The sequence below is a fragment of the Acinetobacter sp. C32I genome, assembly GCF_023702715.1.
Taxonomy (GTDB): domain Bacteria; phylum Pseudomonadota; class Gammaproteobacteria; order Pseudomonadales; family Moraxellaceae; genus Acinetobacter.
The window spans coordinates 379422-397813 of record NZ_CP098480.1 but is presented as its reverse complement, the minus strand read 5'-3'; the positions used below and the strand labels follow the sequence as shown (position 1 = coordinate 397813).

The window sequence follows — 18392 nt, the reverse complement described above, 5'->3', positions numbered from 1 at the left end:
TTTGCACTTTTCATTGTCTGTGATTTTTGAATAAAACCGAGAACCAATTTGGTTGAAAACATAGGTACCATTTAAATAAGCATGAAAATCGAGATGCAATAGATCTCAAAAATTACCCCGCATTTTCAATACAAAAAGCACCTCATCTCTGAAGTGCTTGAATGGATAAAAAGGTCTGAAGAAAGGAGTACGCTCGTTCAGACCATCAACCATTTTCAATTAAGAAATATCGACACACATATATTTCAGTTCCAGATATTCCTCAATCCCAAATTGTGAACCTTCACGACCTAAGCCGGACTGTTTAATTCCACCAAAAGGCGCAACCTCATTGGAAATCAGCCCTGTATTCACACCGACCATACCATATTGCAGTGCTTCACCTACCCGCCATTGGCGTGCCATGTCTTGGGTAAAAATATAACTCGCCAAGCCAAACTCCGTATCATTGGCCATTGCAACAGCTTCAGCTTCGTCATTGAAACGGAACAACGGTGCTAATGGACCAAAGGTTTCTTCTTTAGCAACTTTCATCTGCTGAGTGACATCTCTTAAGATGGTCGGTTCAAAGAAGGTTTTTCCCAAGGCATGCGCTTGACCACCGACAACAACCGAAGCACCCTGACTGACCGCATCGGCAATATGCGATTGCACTTTTTCAACTGCGTCTTGGTCAATCAATGGACCTTGGGTAACACCGTCTTCACGTCCATCACCAACACGAAGTTGTTGTTCAACGGCGATTTTTAAGCGCTCACAAATGGTTTCATAAATCCCGGCCTGAACATAAATACGGTTGGCACAGACACAAGTTTGTCCGCTGTTACGGAACTTGCTGACCATAATGCCCTGCACTGCACGCTCAACATCGGCATCATCAAAAATAATCACAGGGGCATTGCCACCCAGCTCTAGAGAAAGCTTTTTGATGGTTGGCGCACATTGTTTCATCAGAATACGACCAACATCGGTTGAACCTGTAAAGCTGAGCTTACGTACCGTATCACTTGCACATAAAGTTTGCCCGACAGCCACCGCATCACCACTGATCAAAATAAATAGATCAGCAGGTAAGCCTGCCTGCTCTGCCAGTACCGCCAAAGCATAGGCAGTTAACGGAGTCTGTTCCGCAGGTTTGACCAACATCGAACACCCCGCAGCCAAAGCAGGTGCAATTTTGCGAGTGATCATTGCGGCTGGGAAATTCCACGGCGTAATCGCTGCGGTCACTCCAATCGCTTGCTTAAGCACAATCAAACGCTGCTGTGATTGAACAGGTGTTAACACGGAACCATCGACACGACGCGCCTGTTCTGCAAACCAACGGATGAACGAGGCTGCATAAGCAATTTCTCCGCGTGCTTCTGCCAGCGATTTTCCTTGCTCTGCGGTTAAGATTTGTGCCAAAGCTTCACGCTGTTGCAAAATCAGCTGATACCACGCCAGTAGAATATCGGCACGTACCAAAGCAGTCTGCTGCTGCCATTGAGCTTGAGCGATGGCTGAACGCGCAATCGCGGCTTCAACGTCGGCTTGGTCAGATGCTTTGACCCAAGCCAAGGCTTGTCCTGTCGCCGCATCATCCACTACAAAATAATGTTCAGTTGGCGCCGCATCAAAACGAATATCTGGATGCTTTAATAAAGCCTGCAAGTTTAAATCAATCATGCTTCAGCTCCTGCGAGCTTTTGTAATGCAGGTTGTTGCGCTGCAATTGCATCTTGAATAATCACCAGCGCTTGATTGAACTGAACCACAGGAATCGTCAATGGATATAAGAAACGAATCACATTACCATGCTTGCCACAGGTTAAAAGCAATAAGCCCTGATCCATCGCATATTGCTGAATGGCTTTCGCCACTTCTGGTTTCGGTTGGCCCGTGACATGATCACCAAACTCAACCGCTACCATCGAACCCAATGCACGAATATCAATAATATCATTTGAATATTTTTGTGCCGCTTTGAGCATGGCCACTAACTCATCACCCAGCGTATTGGCTCGCTGACAAAGCTGCTCTTCTTCAATCACATCGATCACGGCATTGGCTGCGGCAATGGCAAGTGGGTTACCCGCATAAGTGCCGCCTAAACCACCTGGATTCGGTGCATCCATTACTTCGGCACGACCAACCACACCTGAAAGTGGAAAACCACCACCCAAGCTTTTTGCCATGGTAATCAAATCTGCTTTGACTGGATAATGCTGCATCGCAAACAGTTGTCCAGTACGCGCAAAACCAGTTTGTACTTCATCTGCAATTAACAGAATACCCTGTTCATCACAAATCTTGCGCAGTTGTTGCATAAACTCAACTGGTGCAACATTAAACCCGCCTTCACCTTGTACAGGCTCCAGCACAATTGCAGCCACATCATGTGCCGCAATATCTTCACTAAAAATTTCTTCCAGACTAATCAAGGCATCATTCACCGAGATTCCTTTAGACGCCACTGGATAACGGGCATGGAATACGCCTGCGGTCATCACACCAAAGTCACGTTTATAAGGGGCTGTTTTGCCTGTCATGGCCATAGTCATAAAAGTACGACCGTGGAAACCACCACCAAAGGTGATAATGCCATGACGACCTGTTGCAGCACGCGCAATCTTCACTGCGTTCTCAACAGCTTCAGCACCTGTGGTAAAAAATGCTGTTTTGGCAGGACCTTCAATCGGCGCACGGGCATTGATCCGCTCGGCTAAGGACACATAACTTTCATACGGTACAATTTGATAGGCCGTATGGGTAAATTTATTCAGTTGTTCAGCCACCGCGGCGATGACTTTTGGATGGCGATGCCCCGTATTTAAAACTGCAATTCCACCGGCAAAATCAATATATTCGTTTCCTTCCGTATCCCACAAAGTCGCATTGCTCGCACGTTCAGCATACCATTGGCACATCACGCCAACACCACGTGGCGTTGCTTGCTGTTTACGAGCATTTATTGCAATATGCTTTGCATCCATTTTGTTACCTCTATACGACAAAACAATAATCTTTTTGGGCATTTAAATTGCTTCATGGCAATGTATTGCTGAAACAAGGCTAAAATGCGCTATGGGTACTTAATGTGTACCTTTTATAAGGAATAAACGAGAGCCACTTTTGGACTAAAGGAGAGAGCCAATTGCGTACCCTGTTAGGAGACTACCTGTTACAGCATTTACAACAGGCCAGTGAAGGGACTTTACCCGCTCGGGTTTTTCATTGTTTAAGAGATGCCATTTTGGAAGGCATTCTTGCGCCCAATACTCGTCTTCCTGCATCACGTGATTTGGCCAATGAGCTGCACGTTTCACGTAATACTGTCCTCAATGCCTATGAGCAATTACGTGCTGAAGGTTATATTCAAGCGCATACCGGTCGAGGTACTTGGGTTTCAGAGACACTACCTGAAAGCTATATTCAGGTCAGTACTACACCAAGCTATGCTGCTGCAAGCACAGAAGATACAACACGAACGCTTTCTCAGCGTGGGGCGAGTTTGCTGCAACATGCAGCAGCCTCTCCGTATCAGTGGGGTGCCTTTGTACCCGGTGCACCTGATGTCACCGAATTTCCGCATGCCGAATTTAATCGGATCAAATCGCGTCTCAGTCGCCAGCCTGAAATTGCCAATTTGATCTACAGCAATGCTGGAGGATGTATGGAATTACGCCATGCATTGGCAGATTATTTGCGCATTGCCCGTTCAGTCAATTGTGAAACAGACCAGATTATTATTACCGAAGGCATCCATCAGGCGGTTGATCTGGTGTCACGCGCTTTATGTGATTTAAATGATCATGTCTGGATTGAAAATCCGGGCTATTGGGGTGCCAAGAATATTCTGCGTATCAATGGCCTCAATATTGTTCCGATGCCTGTCGATGCCGAAGGCATTATTCCAGAAGAACATCCAGCTACCCCACCGCGCCTGATTTTCGTCACCCCGTCTCATCAATATCCTTTGGGTTCGCATCTCAGTTTACCTAGACGTAGAAAATTGCTGGATTTGGCTCAACAGCATGGTAGCTGGATTATTGAAGATGACTACGACAGTGAGTTCCGTTTTTCAGGTCAGCCTTATCCATCGTTACAAGGTTTGGAAGACAATCCGCCTGTGATTTATATTGGAACCTTTAGTAAAACTATTTACCCTGCCTTGCGTATTGGCTATATGGTCGTTCCGAAACAACTGGTACAGCCCTTACGCACAATTTCAGCTGAACTGTATCGAGGCGGTCACTTACTCACTCAACGTGCCTTAGCCGAATTTATTCGTGAAGGACATTATGCAGCACATATCCGCCGGATGCGTCTGCTGTATAGTAAAAGACGGAAGTTTCTGATTGAACTGATTCACCGCTATCTGGGCGATGTATTTGTACATGCGTTTAATCATGATGCTGGACTACATCTGGTACTCAAATTACCTGATCACGCCAATGATGTTGAAATATCTGCACTGGCACTGTCGCGCGGGGTGAATGTCCGCCCATTGTCACAATATTATTCAGGTGTTGATACCCCAATTCAATCAGGCCTATTGCTTGGATTTGCCTGTGTGCAAGAACAGGACATGACTTTTGCTTTTAGTATTTTACGTCAATGTTTGATCGAAAATGCTGTTGAGCTGTTCCCACAGAACCGCGGATAAAACAGAAACCCGCTGAGTTGAGACCTTGAATTTTCCAAAGCGCAATCTAATGGTATTCAATCGCTAACTCAGCCTAGAAACACAAATCTAAACTGACTTTAACCCGATCTAAAACGATTAAAGTCCGATAGGTTTTTACATCTTGATTATCGGCAAAATGCTTTCTGACTAAGGCTTCAAAATGAGATAGATTATTGGAGAGCATAATCATGATAAAAGACACCCCGCCATTGACGAAATAACATTGCTGAATTTCATCTACGCCAGCAAAGTATTGCTTGGCCCGATCCATCACCACGGAACGATCTTCGCTTAAACGGACCTCGATAATGGATGTGACTTTCTCTCCAAATCGCTTTGGATTCAGTACCGCACAATTCTTTTCAATAATGGCTTCCTGTTCCATTCGAACAATACGTCTCTGCACCGATGCCTGAGAAAGCCCAATCTGTTCCGAAATCTGCCGATGTGAAGTTTTATTGTCCTGCTGCAATATTCTTAAAATTGCATAATCAAAATGATCGAGTGAAAGTTCTGCCATGAATTAATTCCTCATCTTTCTTCGATAATAGAGTGAATAACCCACAGTTTTCAATCAATAAGCGCAATTTAATCATCCTTCAAGAACTAAAATCTCATGATCAAGCTCTAGGTCATCGACATGCGTGCGTCTGTTCAAAATAAACAAGAATTTGCTTTGGCTGCAGCCTGCCTATCACTTGCCTCAGTACAAATTGGGGCTGCGATTGCAAAAACTCTATTTCCGATCTTTGGTGCTGAAGGAGTTGCGCTGATTCGTTTAAGTTTCTCGGCACTGCTGTTGTGGATGATTTTCAAACCTTGGCGCAGCTTGCATTCCCAGATGGATTGGAAAAACCTGATCATTTATGGGCTAATTCTGAGTCTCATGAATCTTTTGATCTATAAGGCATTTTCCCATTTGTCGATTGGTATTGCCATTTCAATTGAAGTCTTAGGCCCACTCACCGTTGCCATTGTCATGTCAAAACAGAAACAGGATTTACTCTGGGGTGTCTTGTCGTTTATGGGGCTGATGCTGTTACCTTTGGGTAGTGCCAATCAGAATTTCAGTTATATCGGCATGTTTTATGCACTTGCCGCAGCATTCTGTTGGGGCATGTATATCATTTACGGTACCAAAGTCGCCAAAGGCGGCAGCAATACGGTGGCGATAGGCATGTTGGTGGCAACTCTATTTGCGCTACCCTTTGGCATCTCTGATTTGAATCAGCTATTTCATTCTTATTGGATTTTGCTGCTCTGTGTTTTGGTATCGCTACTTTCCAGTACCCTTCCATTCTTGCTGGATATCTTTGCGATGAAAAAACTCGAACCGAAAGTATTTGGAATTTTACTGAGTGCCTCTCCTGCGGTCAGTGCCCTTGCTGGTTGGCTGATCTTAAAAGAACACCTCAACCCGTATCAAATCACAGGCATTGCTATCATCATGCTCTCGTGCGCGGGTTGCTCCTATTTCTCCTATAAAAACAATAAGGCCTAAACTTCAACGCTTAGGCCTTATCATGCTGTTCGATCAGTCTAGGTGCAACGCTACTGTTCGACTACTTTTCTTCTTTCGGGTCACGATCAGTCCACAGATCACGACAATGAAGGTTACGCTCAAAGATAAAGTCGTTTCATAGCTATATTGAGGTGACAGGAACATATAGCCTAGTACGCTCATAATCACTACGATCACAAACCAAGTCAGCCACGGAAATAACCACATTTTAAAAGGCACAGCAGCCCCAACTTTGTCTAATTGGGTGCGCAAACGGAGCTGTGATACGGCAATCACCAAGTAAACCACCAATGCAATCGAACCCGTGGTTGACAGTAGGAATCCAAATATTTGCCCAGGAAATAAATAATTCACTGCGCAACAAATCAATCCAATCAATGTCGAAGCAAATACCGCGATGGTCGGTACACCTACTGCATTAATTTTCGTGACCATTTTTGGCGCTTCTTGACGAGCCCCTAAAGCAAATAACATGCGTGAAGAGGTATAGACAGCCGCATTCATACAGCTTGCCACTGCAATAAATACCACAGTGTCCATAATTAACTTGGTTTGAGGAATATTCAAACTGACCAAGACATACTGAAAAGTACCCAATTTTTGTAAATCAGGTGAACGCCAATCAACCAAGGCAACCGCGAGGAAAATCGAAACCACGAAGAATAAGATAATCCGATACAGCACTAAATTGGTCGCTCGTTTGATTTTCTCTTCAGGATTTTTAGACTCCGCCGCAGCAATCGAAAGAATTTCAATGCCAAAGAAGGAAAATGCCGAGATCAAAATCGCAGATAGCACACCGCCCATACCATGTGGCATAAAGCCGCCATTGGAAAAGAGATGACCCACACCACTGACATCTTTGGCTAAAGGCCACAGTCCAAATACGGCAGATGCACCAATCACAATAAATACAAGGATCGCAATCACTTTAATCAGCGCAAACCAAAACTCAAACTCACCAAAACTTTTGGTGCTAAAGAAGTTTGCCAAACTCAGCAGAATAATAAATGCAAAGGCGTAAATGGCACTGGATACCTGTGGAAACCAAGCATGCAAAATTTCGGCACCTGCAATGGCTTCAATTGGAATCACCAAAACCCAGAACCACCAATACAGCCAGCCCACACTAAAGCCCGCCCAAGGGCCAATTGCTTTACGGGCATACGTTGAAAATGAACCTGTGTCAGGCTGTGCAACGGCCATTTCACCGAGCATACGCATGACTAAAAAAACCAGAATACTGGTAATAATATAAGCCAGTACAGCAGCGGGACCTGCTTTGGCAATTGCAGCTGATGAACCGACAAATAAACCTGCACCAATCACACCACCAATACTGATCATAGTGACATGGCGGTTCGAAAGTCCTTCACCTAATTTTGTTGTTTTTGCGCTATTCATATTTTATTCCTTAAAAATACGTCTTAAAAAACCGTTAATTACATGTTTAAATTCCTATAAAAATAAAAAGGGAAAACCAATGGTCTCCCCTTGAGCAAAAATTAATTTAAAGTTGGCATGGCAAATTGTTTCGCCTCACGAATCTGTGCGGATGGCCAACGTTGGGTGATGGTTTTACGGCGAGTATAGAAACGCACGCCATCTGGCCCATAGGCATACAGATCACCAAACAGTGAACGCTTCCAGCCGCCAAAACTGTGATAGGCAACAGGTACAGGTAATGGCACATTCACCCCGACCATGCCGACTTGGATATTATTGCTAAAATAACGCGCCGCCTCACCATCGCGGGTATAAATACAGGTGCCGTTGCCATATTCATGGTCATTGATCAACTGCATGGCTTCTTGCATGCTCTCGACACGAATCACCTGTAATACCGGCCCAAAAATTTCTTGTTGATAGCTGGTCATCTCTGCTGAAATTTGATCAATCAAGGTCGGTCCGACAAAAAATCCATGTTCATAACCGACGGGTTTGGCGTCACGCCCATCCACCACAATTTTAGCACCTTGTTGCTCGGCGCTTTGGATATAAGCTTGTACCTTCTGTTTATGTGCTTGCGAAATGAGCGGTCCAAAGTCATTACTGGCATCGGCATAATGACCAAATTTCAATTGCTGCATTTCTTGCTTGAGCTTGGCAATCACCACATCGGCCACTTCATCGCCAATGGCCACCGCAACAGACAAGGCCATACAACGCTCACCCGATGAACCAAAGGCTGCACCTAATAAGGAGGTCACCACATTATCAATATCGGCATCGGGCATAATGATGGCATGGTTTTTTGCACCACCTAAGGCCTGACAGCGTTTTCCTGTCGAGGTGGCAGTCCGATAAATATATTCTGCAATTGGCGTTGACCCCACAAAACTGATGGCTTGGATTTTGGGATGATGCAATAAAGCATCGACGGCTTCTTTGTCACCATTGACCACATTAAACACGCCATCTGGCAAGCCCGCCTGTTTAAGTAACTCAGCCAAATAGAGTGCGGCTGAAGGAGCCTTTTCAGAGGGTTTTAAAATAAAGCAATTGCCACAGGCTATCGCCATCGGGAACATCCACAACGGCACCATTGCAGGGAAATTAAAAGGGGTAATCCCTGCAACCACACCTAAAGGTTGAAACTCACTCCAAGAATCAATATCTGGACCAACATTTTTAGAATACTCACCTTTTAAAAATTCAGGCGCGCCACAGGCATATTCCACATTTTCAATGCCACGCTGCAATTCACCTTTGGCATCATGGCAAATCTTGCCATGTTCTTGCCCGATCAACTCACACAGGGTTTCAGCATTTTCTTCAAGTAATTGTTTGAACTTAAACATCACCCGCGCCCGTTTAATCACGGGTGTATCACGCCATGCAGGGAATGCCTGTTCTGCAACCTGCACCACCTGATTCACTAGCGCTGTATCCGCCAATGCCACTTCTTTGCTGATCTCACCGGTTGCAGGATTATAGACCGCTTGTTTTCGACTGGATTTGGTGACCAAACCACCTTGAATAAAATGCCCAATCAATTGAGGGGTTGAGGCTTGAGCTGAATCCGTATTGCTGAACGCACTGGCATTAAAATGTTCTAAATTATTCATCTGTATTCCTTGTCTCTGTGTCTTATTTTCCATTTGCTTTTGGCGGGTACTCAGCCAAGCTTTATTTCACTTGATAAAGGGTTTCACCCACAGCATTGATCAAGCGTGATAATTGCGCTTCAGTGCTGTTAAACATTGGACCAAACTGAATGGTGTCTCCGCCAAAACGCACATAGAAACCGGCTTTCCACAACTTCATACCAATTTCAAATCCACGAATGGTGGTATCTCCATCACGCGGTGCCAGTTGCAAAGCACCAATCAAACCGCAATTGCGAATATCAATCACATTCGGTGCACCTTTTAATTCATGAATCAGTTTTTCAAAACTTGGGGCCAAAGCCGCTGATTGAGTAATCAGGTTCTGTTGTTCCAGTACATCTAAAGTGGCTAAAGCAGCCGCACAGGCAACGGGATGCCCTGAATAGGTATAACCATGGGTAAATTCAACTGCATGTTCAGGCAAGTCTTGTTGCATAAAGGCATCATAGATTTCACGGCTTGCGACAACGCCACCTAATGGAATGGCACCATTGGTAATTTGTTTGGCAAAGGTCAGAAGATCAGGCGTTACATCAAAATATTCAGCTGCTGTCCATGTGCCCATACGGCCAAAGCCCGTAATCACCTCATCAAAGATCAGCAGGATATTGTGTTGATCACAGATTTCTCGCAGGCGTTTTAAATAACCTGTCGGTGGCACAATACAACCCGCCGAACCAGAAACAGGTTCAACAATCACTGCGGCGATATTGGATGCATCATGTAGCTCAATCAGCTTGAGCATTTCATCGGCCAGTTCAATTCCACCTGTTTCAGCACAGCCTTTGCTAAAGCTCAGATGTGGTTGCAAGGTATGCGGTAAATGATCCACATCCATCAATTGACCGAACATTTTGCGATTGCCACCAATACCGCCCAGACTTGTGCCTGCCACGTTAACACCATGGTAGCCACGTGCCCGTCCAATCAATTTGGTTTTGCTCGGTTGACCTTTAATCCGCCAATAAGCTCTTGCCATTTTGATCGCAGTATCTGCTGACTCAGAGCCAGAATCGGTAAAAAATACATGCTGTAGCTTTTCAGGCATGTGCTGCACAATTTTTTCAGCCAATTGAAAAGATAATGGGTGTCCGAATTGAAATGCAGGTGAATAATCCAGTTTTGCCAATTGACGAGTTACGGCTTGCTGGATTTCAGGCAAACTATGCCCTGCGCCGCAGGTCCACAAACCTGACAATGAGTCATAAATCTCACGTCCTGTGCTGTCAATCAAAGACGAACCTTTGGCAGCCACGATAATGCGTGGATCTTGATGAAAGTTACGATTGGCGGTAAACGGCATCCAATGCGCTTGATAATTTAACTTCATAGCAACGTCTGACGGACTGGCTTCCAATGCATCATCACGGTCATTTGTGGTGTCGATATCAAACATAATCACTCTTCTTGTTTTGGGTTTATGTTTGGAGTGTACAGCGCGTTATAGTTTTGATAAATTCAAATTGTCTTGAGTTTAGATATAAAAAAGCAAAACTAAATGAAGCCTAAAAAATTAAATCAAGTGACTGATTTTGATATAAAACTGCTCAAAATTTTTAAAACGGTGTGTGACTGCCACAGCTTTAGCGCTGCGGAAAGTCTACTTGGCATCAGTCGTTCTGCGATTAGTCTGCATATGAGTGATCTGGAAAATCGGCTCGGTATTCGACTGTGTCAGCGTGGTCGAGCGGGCTTTGCCCTGACTGATGAAGGCCGTGAAATTCTGGAATATATTGAAGTGTTGAATGCTTCGATTGAAGACTTTCGAGCCAAAATCAATCAAATGCATAATCAGCTCAAAGGTGAATTTAATATTGGGATTATTAATAATTTAGTCACCATGCCCAGCGCCTATATCACCAATACCCTTGCGCTATTGGCTGATGAAAATCCAGAAGTGGTGATTAATATCAGTATGAGTACCTTGTCCGATATTGAATGTCGCGTCTTGGACAACCGCTTACATGCAGGTGCCATCCCCCTCGTCACCCCATTATCTGGCTTAGATTATTTTGATTTATATAGCGAAAAGTCTTTACTCTACTGCGGTAAAAATCACCCGCTGTTTCAACATTTAGGTGGCTTCCACACTGCGGATTTAAAAAACTGGCAAGCAGTATTGCCCAATTATGCAACGACAGCAGAAGCGACGAAATTACATCAACTGCTTGATTGTTCAGCCACCGCCAGTGACCGTGAAGGCATTGCCTTTCTGATTTTAACCGGTAAGTTTCTCGGTTTTTTACCCGATCATTATGCGAAGAAATGGGTGCAAGATGGCTTTATGCAACCGATTTTACAGGACATGATGCATTACAGTACCCCGATCTGTCTGATCACGCATAAAGGCAAAAACTACCATATGATTCTAAAAACCTTTATGGATATCCTGAAAACCAGAATCATGCCTCTGGCTTAACTCAGAGTAGAATACAAAAGTCGATGAACTAAGCTCATCGACTTTGTTTTCTTAATCACGATGCGCTGCTATGCTTCACCTGTTTCAGCGATGTTTGTCGCTGGATTGGCTGTGCTTTTACTCCCACTATCCGATTCATGCCGTTTCAGCACCAGCACCGCAAAAATCGCAATAATCGCAGGGATGGCAATCATCACAAAGTTCATCTTATGCGGTAAACCTAAGGTCAGCAGCATCCCTGTTAAAATTGGCCCGACAATAGCACCAATTCGCCCAACTGCAGATGCACAGCCAATCCCTGTCGAGCGCACACTCAATGGATAGTATTGCGCCACATAACTATATAAAAGGATTGAAGTACCAATAGTTGCAGCACCCGCAATCGTCACCAAACCATATAAAATATAGGCTGGAGAGTTATAACCGAGTCCGACTAAGGCAAAGACTCCTGCCACAAACATGGTTAAAATCACAGGCTTTAGGTGGAATTTATCTGACAGTATGCCCCCAAAAATTGCCCCAAGCATGGCGCCAACATTCAACGCCAGCAGGAATAGGATACTTTTACCCAATGAATAGCCTGCTGCCAGCATCAGTTTTGGTAACCAGCTACTCAATGCATAAACCATCAGCAAACACATAAAGAATAACAGCCAGAACATCAGCGTACTTAAAGCACGACCATGTTGAAATAAAGCTTTGGCAGAACTGCCTGTATCCAGATGATCGTCATTCAAGCATAAGCGTGTCTCACTGCTTAATACCTGCTCTGGTGCAATTTTTTGAATGATGGCATGGGCTTGCTCAGTCTTGCCACTTTTCACTAAAAAGGTCAGTGACTCAGGTAAGAACTTCCATAAAATCGGTAACAACAACAATGGAATGCCAGCGATCAAGAACATGATTTGCCAGCCTTGGCTTTCGACTAAATAACTGCCCAACAATGCCGAAATAATTCCACCAATGGCATAGCCACTAAACATACTGCCAACCAAAGTACTGCGTATCCGTTTCGGTGCATATTCAGAGGTTAAAGCCACCAGATTCGGCATCACCCCACCAATGCCTAAACCGGCTAAAAACCTTAAAATCCCAAACTCAAAAGGCGTCGATGCAAATGCACCCCAAAAGGTAAAACCACTAAAAAAGGTCACACAAATCAAGATCACATTTTTGCGACCGATTTTATCTGCCAAAGCCCCGAATAGCATGGCACCAAACATCATTCCACATAAAGCGGTACTGGCCAACATACCTGCCTGTACCGCGGTGAGTGACCATTCCTGCATCAATACAGGCAAAACCACACCATAAATAACCAGGTCATAACCGTCAAAAATAATAATCAGTAAGCACCAAAGCAAAATGCTCCAGTGAAAAGGGGTAAATTTTGCTTGGTCAATAATTGCATTGACATTCAACGTCGATGTTGCCATTTAATCATCTCCTCTATGAGATAAATTCTTGTTCATTTTTAAAAAGACATACTGCACCCTAAAGAAAAAACAGATTATTCAAGGTCTTGATTAAAAATCGTAACTCGCCATCATATTGAAACGGTTATCAATCCCGTTACGGCCATCGAAGGTTTCTCGCTCGCCATAGACATACTCGACCCCCAAGGTAATCGGTTTATACGGGTTGTACATGGCATTGATCCAGCCCTGCCAAAGTTCCTTGTTTTGTGTTGCATTATTTTTTTGAATTTCAGCAAAGGTATTGTCATCCTTGGCTTTCATATAGCCATAACCCAAGGTTGAGCGAAGCTTTGAATTAAACTGATGGGTTAAACCTGCTGAAATGGTGTCGAATTCATTGCTCTGAATATGATTTTTATCATCAATTACATAGCTGTTATTGGTCCAAAGCAGGAAGCGGCCATCACCTTTAACATGGTAATAATCGGCTTTTAAGAAAGTTTGTGGTGTCAGCTGATATTTACCGCCGAGCCCTACACCCCATGCCCATTCCTCATCATTACTGGTCTTTTTCTCAGCCATAAAAGTACGACCTGACAACAGTGAACCATTGGCAAATTTATGGTTCAACCGCCCAACTAAAGCAGGCAATCGCATTTCATTATCAGGGTCGGAAGTTGCGGTGTATTTAGGGTCTTCAATCGCGATAGCAAAACTGGTATTGGCTGATAAGTTGTCGCTATATCGAACCAGCGGAGAGCGTTGTAATGCCCCACCGACATAGGTTCCCGCATCAATGGTTTCTGGATAATATTCAGGTGCAATAAAGGTTGACCAAGTCTGACCGATCAACCATTTATCAAAGGTTAAATAGGCATGACGAATACGGAATTGATCACGTGTGCTGCCGCCAAAAAAGTCCATTTCCAGCTTGCCACCAACATCACCTGCTGCCGTCGGTGTTTTAAAATTTAAACCTAAACGTGTGACATTGACGGTTGAATGCAAGCGGTCTTTTTGTTGAGCTTCCTCGGCAGTATGTTCCAGTGGTACGCCACTGATATTGTTATACATGGTCGATGCACCTTTGGCCTGATAAGAAGCATCGGCACGGAGATAACCATATAAACTGACTTCAGCCCCGCCTTTGCTGATATTCAGTTTTGGAGCTTGTGCTTCGGTCAGCTGTGGCGCAGTAGCAACCGTGACTTGAGCTGTCGACTGGGCCGGAACAGGTTGCTTCACATATTGTTGCAGCATGGCGCGCAACTCTTGAACTTCTTGTCTGAGTTGTGCAATTTCAGCACTTTCAGTTCCCGAATAAGCAGAGGACATGGCCGTTAAAACCGCCGTTGCCAATATGCTTTTTTGTACCGTTAAAATAAACTTTTTCATTAAAATCAATTTCCTTTTCGGCTGATCTTAAAACCCGTTTTAAGATCATTCTTTGTTTGTGTTTTTCCTTTGTCGCACAGATGTACCACATCACATTTTTTATTCTAAAAATTCAAACCATTGATTTATTTAGTTTTTACCTCCTATCTAAGTGAATAGCCACTTTTTTAAAGACAACAGAACCTTGCAGTGGCAATTTCAGCCACTGTCAAAAACATCGGTTAGAAGCTAAAAATTAAGTTGCTGTTTTAATGTTGAATTCCTTGTTGAGTGAAAACAGCCTTGCCAGAATGTTCCGAGGTCAAAATATCCTCCTGTTTTTTCTGAGCAATCAGTCCCTGATACGTTAAAACTTGGCTAAAACCTTTTACCTGTTCAAAACCAGTACTGCAAAGTAGTTGCTGATAGGCATCAAAAGTGAGTGTGAAAAAGTCGTGCCCCAAACGTTCCATCATGGCTTGACTCTGCTCGACACTTAGACCATTGTTCTGACATAACAGTGGCAATGCTTTCAATTGTTGAGGATCTTCACAGGCCATCAGGTCGTAAGTTATGAGCAATCCATCCGCTTTTAATCGCTGTGATATTTCAGCAAAGAAACTCGGTTTAAGCGCATGCGGCACAAAATGCGCAACTAAAATTGACAAGGCCGCATCAAATTTTGGCTGTGTAGGCAATGCAGCGGTTTCGCCATGAATAAATTGCACACGCTCGGACTGACCCAGTGCCTGAATCAGGGCTTGTGCTTTCTGCAACATACTTAAAGAAGGATCAACAGCCGTAAAACGCCAAGTCGGATGTCTGTTCAGTAGATATTCAAGCTCATAGCCTGTGCCGCAACCAACAATTAAAATCTGTGCATCTGCACTTAAAGCGGATTGTAAAATCGCATCCACTTGTTGATGCATCAGCGCATAACCTGGAATCAGACGTCGGATATGATCGTCATAGCGTTCCACTACTTTTTGACTATTAAAATCTTTCGCCATTTGATCCTCTATTTTTAAAAGCCTTAAACGGTCAGCATCGCATCAACAGATAACTGCTTTATAGAAGGTTTAGTCGCTTCGATACTTAAGCCTAATTTTTGAAATAAAGCGTGATCACGATTTTCACCTGCATTGGCGGTGGTCAATAGTTTTTCACCAGAGAAGATCGAATTGGCACCTGCCATAAATGCCAGAGCTTGATCTGAATCGGTTAATGCTTCACGGCCTGCGGAGAGTCGAATGTAACTTTGCGGCATAATTAATCGTGCCACCGCAATGGTCCGAATCCATTCAATCACATCCAGTTTCTCTACTTGAGCCAGTGGAGTCCCTTCTATCGGCACCAGCATATTGATCGGTACAGACTCGGGATGTAGCGGCAAAGTCGCTAACTCATGTAAAAGACCAATTCGATCCTCTCGGCTTTCACCTAAACCGACAATCCCACCGCTACAGACTTTCAAACCTGCCTGACGAACATGGTCTAAGGTATCCAGTCGATCATCAAAAGTTCGGGTGCTGATAATGTGGGAATAATATTCACGCGAGGTATCCAGATTATGGTTGTAATAATCCAGACCTGCATCTTTTAAACGCTCCGCCTGAGAGGCATTCAACATACCCAAGGTCATACAGGTTTCCAGTCCTAAAGCTTTGACCTTACGCACCATGTCCAGTACATAAGGCATATCGCGCTCATGTGGATTGCGCCATGCAGCACCCATACAAAACCGAGATGCACCTGAGGCTTTGGATTTTTGTGCCTCTTGAATGACTTTCTCGACGGCAATACGTTTTTCTGCTTCCAGTTTTGAATCATAACGCGCCGATTGTGAACAATACTTACAATCTTCTGGGCATTTGCCAGTCTTAATAGACAGCAAAGTACTGACCTGAACCGTATTCGCAGCAAAATACTGTCGATGTAACTGCTGTGCCTGAAACAGCAAATCTAACAATGGCTGCTCATATACAGCCTGTATTTCCGCACGTGACCAATCATTTCTGATCTTCATTTCTTGATCCTGACATCCTATGTTTAGATAGCAACCACAACATCAAAGCCCCTCCTCAGTCGCAATACACAGAGGAGGAATACGGTTTTAATCAAAAATTTCAGCAGTCAAATTCAGCTCTGCCCGCATGATTTCCTGCAATTTAAATTTCTGTGCTTTGCCTGACGCGGTCATTGGAAACTCAGCAAAAAATTTAACGTAACGTGGCACTTTATTATGTGAAATATGCTCTTTGCAGAAACTGCGAATACTGTCTTCATTGCTTTGGTGATGTTCGTGCAAAATAATGCAGGCGCAGAGTTCCTCACCATAACGCATGTCGGGTAGACCAATCACTTGCACATCGCAGACATCGGGATGGGTATATAAAAAGTCTTCGATTTCTTTAGGAAACAGGTTTTCACCCCCACGAATCACGACATCTTTAATCCGACCTTTGATTTTGACAAAACCTTCACTGTCCATTTCGGCAATATCACCCGTATGCATCCAGCCCGCTGCGTCGATCACTTCTTTGGTTTTTTCAGGCTCATCCCAATATCCCGCCATGACCGAATAACCACGTACGCAAAGTTCACCCAGTGTTCCTTGCGGCACAATTTCGCCTTCTAAATCGACAATTTTGACTTCCAAATGTGGATGAACATGCCCAACCGTACTAACGCGTTTATCAATTGAATCATCGATATAACTCTGCACACTGACTGGAGAGGTTTCGGTCATGCCATAACAGATGGTGATTTCTGACATATGCATGCGGTCAATCACACGCTGCATGATTTCTCTCGGACATGGACTGCCTGCCATAATGCCCGTTCTTAAACTGCTCAAATCAAATTCGGCAAATTGCTCATGTTCCAAAATGGCAATAAACATGGTCGGCACACCATAGGCTGCCGTACATTTTTCCTGCTCAATGGTTTTTAAGCTTTCCAGTGGATTAAACACTGAAGCAGGATAAACCATAGTTGCACCATGAGTAATACAAGCTAGATTGCCCATCACCATGCCAAAACAATGGAATAAAGGCACTGAGATACAAACTCGATCTTGGGGGGTTAAGCCAATCCCTTCACCAACAAAATAACCATTATTCAGGATGTTATGATGCGTCAACATGGTTCCTTTCGGATTGCCTGTGGTTCCTGAGGTAAATTGGATATTAATGGTTTCATCAAACTGCAATTGCTTGGCTAAGCGCTGTAACTCATCGAGCTGAGATTGATTTGGGGTGTCGAGTAAATCGCTAAAACGATGGATACCGGTATGTTGCTGCTCATCGATTTTAATCACATATTTTAAATGCGGTAACCGAGCTGCATTCAATACCTTATCAGTACTGGATGCTAATTCTGGGGCAATCTTACTCAGCAATTCTTGATAATCTGTGGTCTTAAATTGTGAGGCAATAATCAAGCCTTTGCAGGAGACTTTATTGAGTACATATTCCAGTTCATGACTTTTATAGGCGGTATTTAGATTCACCAAAATAATGCCTGCTTTAAATGCAGCAAATTGGGTCACGGTCCATTCCACACAGTTGGGCGACCAGATCGCCAAGCGATCCCCTTTTTTTAAACCCAGCTTGAGCAGACTACAGGCAAATGCATTCACTTCATGCTGTAGTTCTTTGTAGCTTAAGCGTCGGTTCTGATGTGAACTGACAATCGCCTCTTGCTCAGCATATTGCTGGCAGGCTTGATCAAATTTATCTCCAATCGTCATCCCCAACAGGGGCTGCGAGCTGGTTCCAGAGGCATAGCTTAACCGTACATGTTGCATTGAATCATTCTCCTTGATTCTTTTTTAATTCTGTTCTTACCTGATCTAATTGTTGTAACTGCAACTACTCTT

The 18392-nt window shown here is 44.0% G+C and carries 14 protein-coding genes; 3 read left to right on the top strand and 11 right to left on the bottom strand.

Translation table 11 applies throughout. The features are described 5' to 3' along the window. Positions 1 to 219 precede the first annotated feature (219 nt). Both NDN13_RS01905 and NDN13_RS01900 read right to left on the bottom strand, forming a co-directional pair. Complete coding sequence (locus tag NDN13_RS01905; RefSeq protein ID WP_251116968.1) at positions 220 to 1668, bottom strand: NAD-dependent succinate-semialdehyde dehydrogenase; 1449 nt, start codon at positions 1666 to 1668, stop codon at positions 220 to 222. Continuing rightward, positions 1665 to 2975: a 4-aminobutyrate--2-oxoglutarate transaminase gene (locus NDN13_RS01900; protein ID WP_251116967.1), complete on the bottom strand. Its 1311-nt coding sequence runs from the start codon at positions 2973 to 2975 to the stop codon at positions 1665 to 1667. Before NDN13_RS01900 ends, NDN13_RS01905 begins: the two co-directional genes overlap by 4 nt. 161 nt (positions 2976 to 3136) lie before the next feature. Here NDN13_RS01900 and pdxR point away from each other — a divergent pair, with 161 nt between their 5' ends. Then, on the top strand, positions 3137 to 4648 hold the full coding sequence (gene pdxR, locus NDN13_RS01895) for a MocR-like pyridoxine biosynthesis transcription factor PdxR (protein WP_251116966.1): 1512 nt from the start codon (positions 3137 to 3139) through the stop codon (positions 4646 to 4648). 73 nt (positions 4649 to 4721) lie between these two features. Here the strand turns inward: pdxR and NDN13_RS01890 are convergent, their stop codons facing one another. Then, entirely contained in the window at positions 4722 to 5189 is a 468-nt protein-coding gene (locus NDN13_RS01890) for an Lrp/AsnC family transcriptional regulator (protein WP_005202754.1), read from the bottom strand. 120 nt (positions 5190 to 5309) lie between these two features. On the opposite strand from NDN13_RS01890, the gene NDN13_RS01885 reads away from it, so the two are divergent. After that, positions 5310 to 6170 (top strand): EamA family transporter, encoded by an 861-nt coding sequence (locus NDN13_RS01885; protein WP_251116965.1) that lies wholly within the window; start codon positions 5310 to 5312, stop codon positions 6168 to 6170. Positions 6171 to 6203: 33 nt separating this feature from the next. On the opposite strand, the gene NDN13_RS01880 is transcribed toward NDN13_RS01885, so the two are convergent. The 3 genes from NDN13_RS01880 to aptA form a co-directional block, all read right to left on the bottom strand. Continuing rightward, on the bottom strand, positions 6204 to 7595 hold the full coding sequence (locus NDN13_RS01880) for an amino acid permease (RefSeq protein WP_251116964.1): 1392 nt from the start codon (positions 7593 to 7595) through the stop codon (positions 6204 to 6206). A 101-nt stretch (positions 7596 to 7696) separates the two neighbouring features. Next, a complete protein-coding gene (locus NDN13_RS01875; protein WP_251116963.1) occupies positions 7697 to 9259 on the bottom strand; it encodes a CoA-acylating methylmalonate-semialdehyde dehydrogenase in 1563 nt (520 codons plus the stop codon). A gap of 61 nt (positions 9260 to 9320) precedes the next feature. Beyond that, on the bottom strand, positions 9321 to 10703 hold the full coding sequence (aptA, locus tag NDN13_RS01870) for an omega-aminotransferase AptA (protein ID WP_251116962.1): 1383 nt from the start codon (positions 10701 to 10703) through the stop codon (positions 9321 to 9323). Between the two features lie 96 nt (positions 10704 to 10799). Between aptA and NDN13_RS01865 the strand changes: the two genes are divergently transcribed. After that, positions 10800 to 11720 carry a LysR family transcriptional regulator gene (locus NDN13_RS01865; RefSeq protein ID WP_251116961.1) on the top strand — a complete coding sequence of 307 codons (921 nt, stop codon included), beginning with the start codon at positions 10800 to 10802 and terminating at the stop codon, positions 11718 to 11720. Between the two features lie 68 nt (positions 11721 to 11788). Here NDN13_RS01865 and NDN13_RS01860 read toward each other — a convergent pair whose 3' ends face one another. The 5 genes from NDN13_RS01860 to NDN13_RS01840 form a co-directional block, all read right to left on the bottom strand. Beyond that, positions 11789 to 13156 (bottom strand): MFS transporter, encoded by a 1368-nt coding sequence (locus NDN13_RS01860; protein ID WP_251116960.1) that lies wholly within the window; start codon positions 13154 to 13156, stop codon positions 11789 to 11791. Positions 13157 to 13246: 90 nt separating this feature from the next. After that, positions 13247 to 14533 carry a DcaP family trimeric outer membrane transporter gene (locus NDN13_RS01855; protein WP_251116959.1) on the bottom strand — a complete coding sequence of 429 codons (1287 nt, stop codon included), beginning with the start codon at positions 14531 to 14533 and terminating at the stop codon, positions 13247 to 13249. Between the two features lie 248 nt (positions 14534 to 14781). After that, a complete protein-coding gene (locus tag NDN13_RS01850) occupies positions 14782 to 15522 on the bottom strand; it encodes an SAM-dependent methyltransferase (RefSeq protein ID WP_251116958.1) in 741 nt (246 codons plus the stop codon). A 23-nt stretch (positions 15523 to 15545) separates the two neighbouring features. Then, entirely contained in the window at positions 15546 to 16538 is a 993-nt protein-coding gene (bioB, locus tag NDN13_RS01845; RefSeq protein ID WP_251116957.1) for a biotin synthase BioB, read from the bottom strand. Between the two features lie 87 nt (positions 16539 to 16625). Next, positions 16626 to 18320: an AMP-binding protein gene (locus NDN13_RS01840; RefSeq protein ID WP_251116956.1), complete on the bottom strand. Its 1695-nt coding sequence runs from the start codon at positions 18318 to 18320 to the stop codon at positions 16626 to 16628. Positions 18321 to 18392 lie beyond the last annotated feature (72 nt).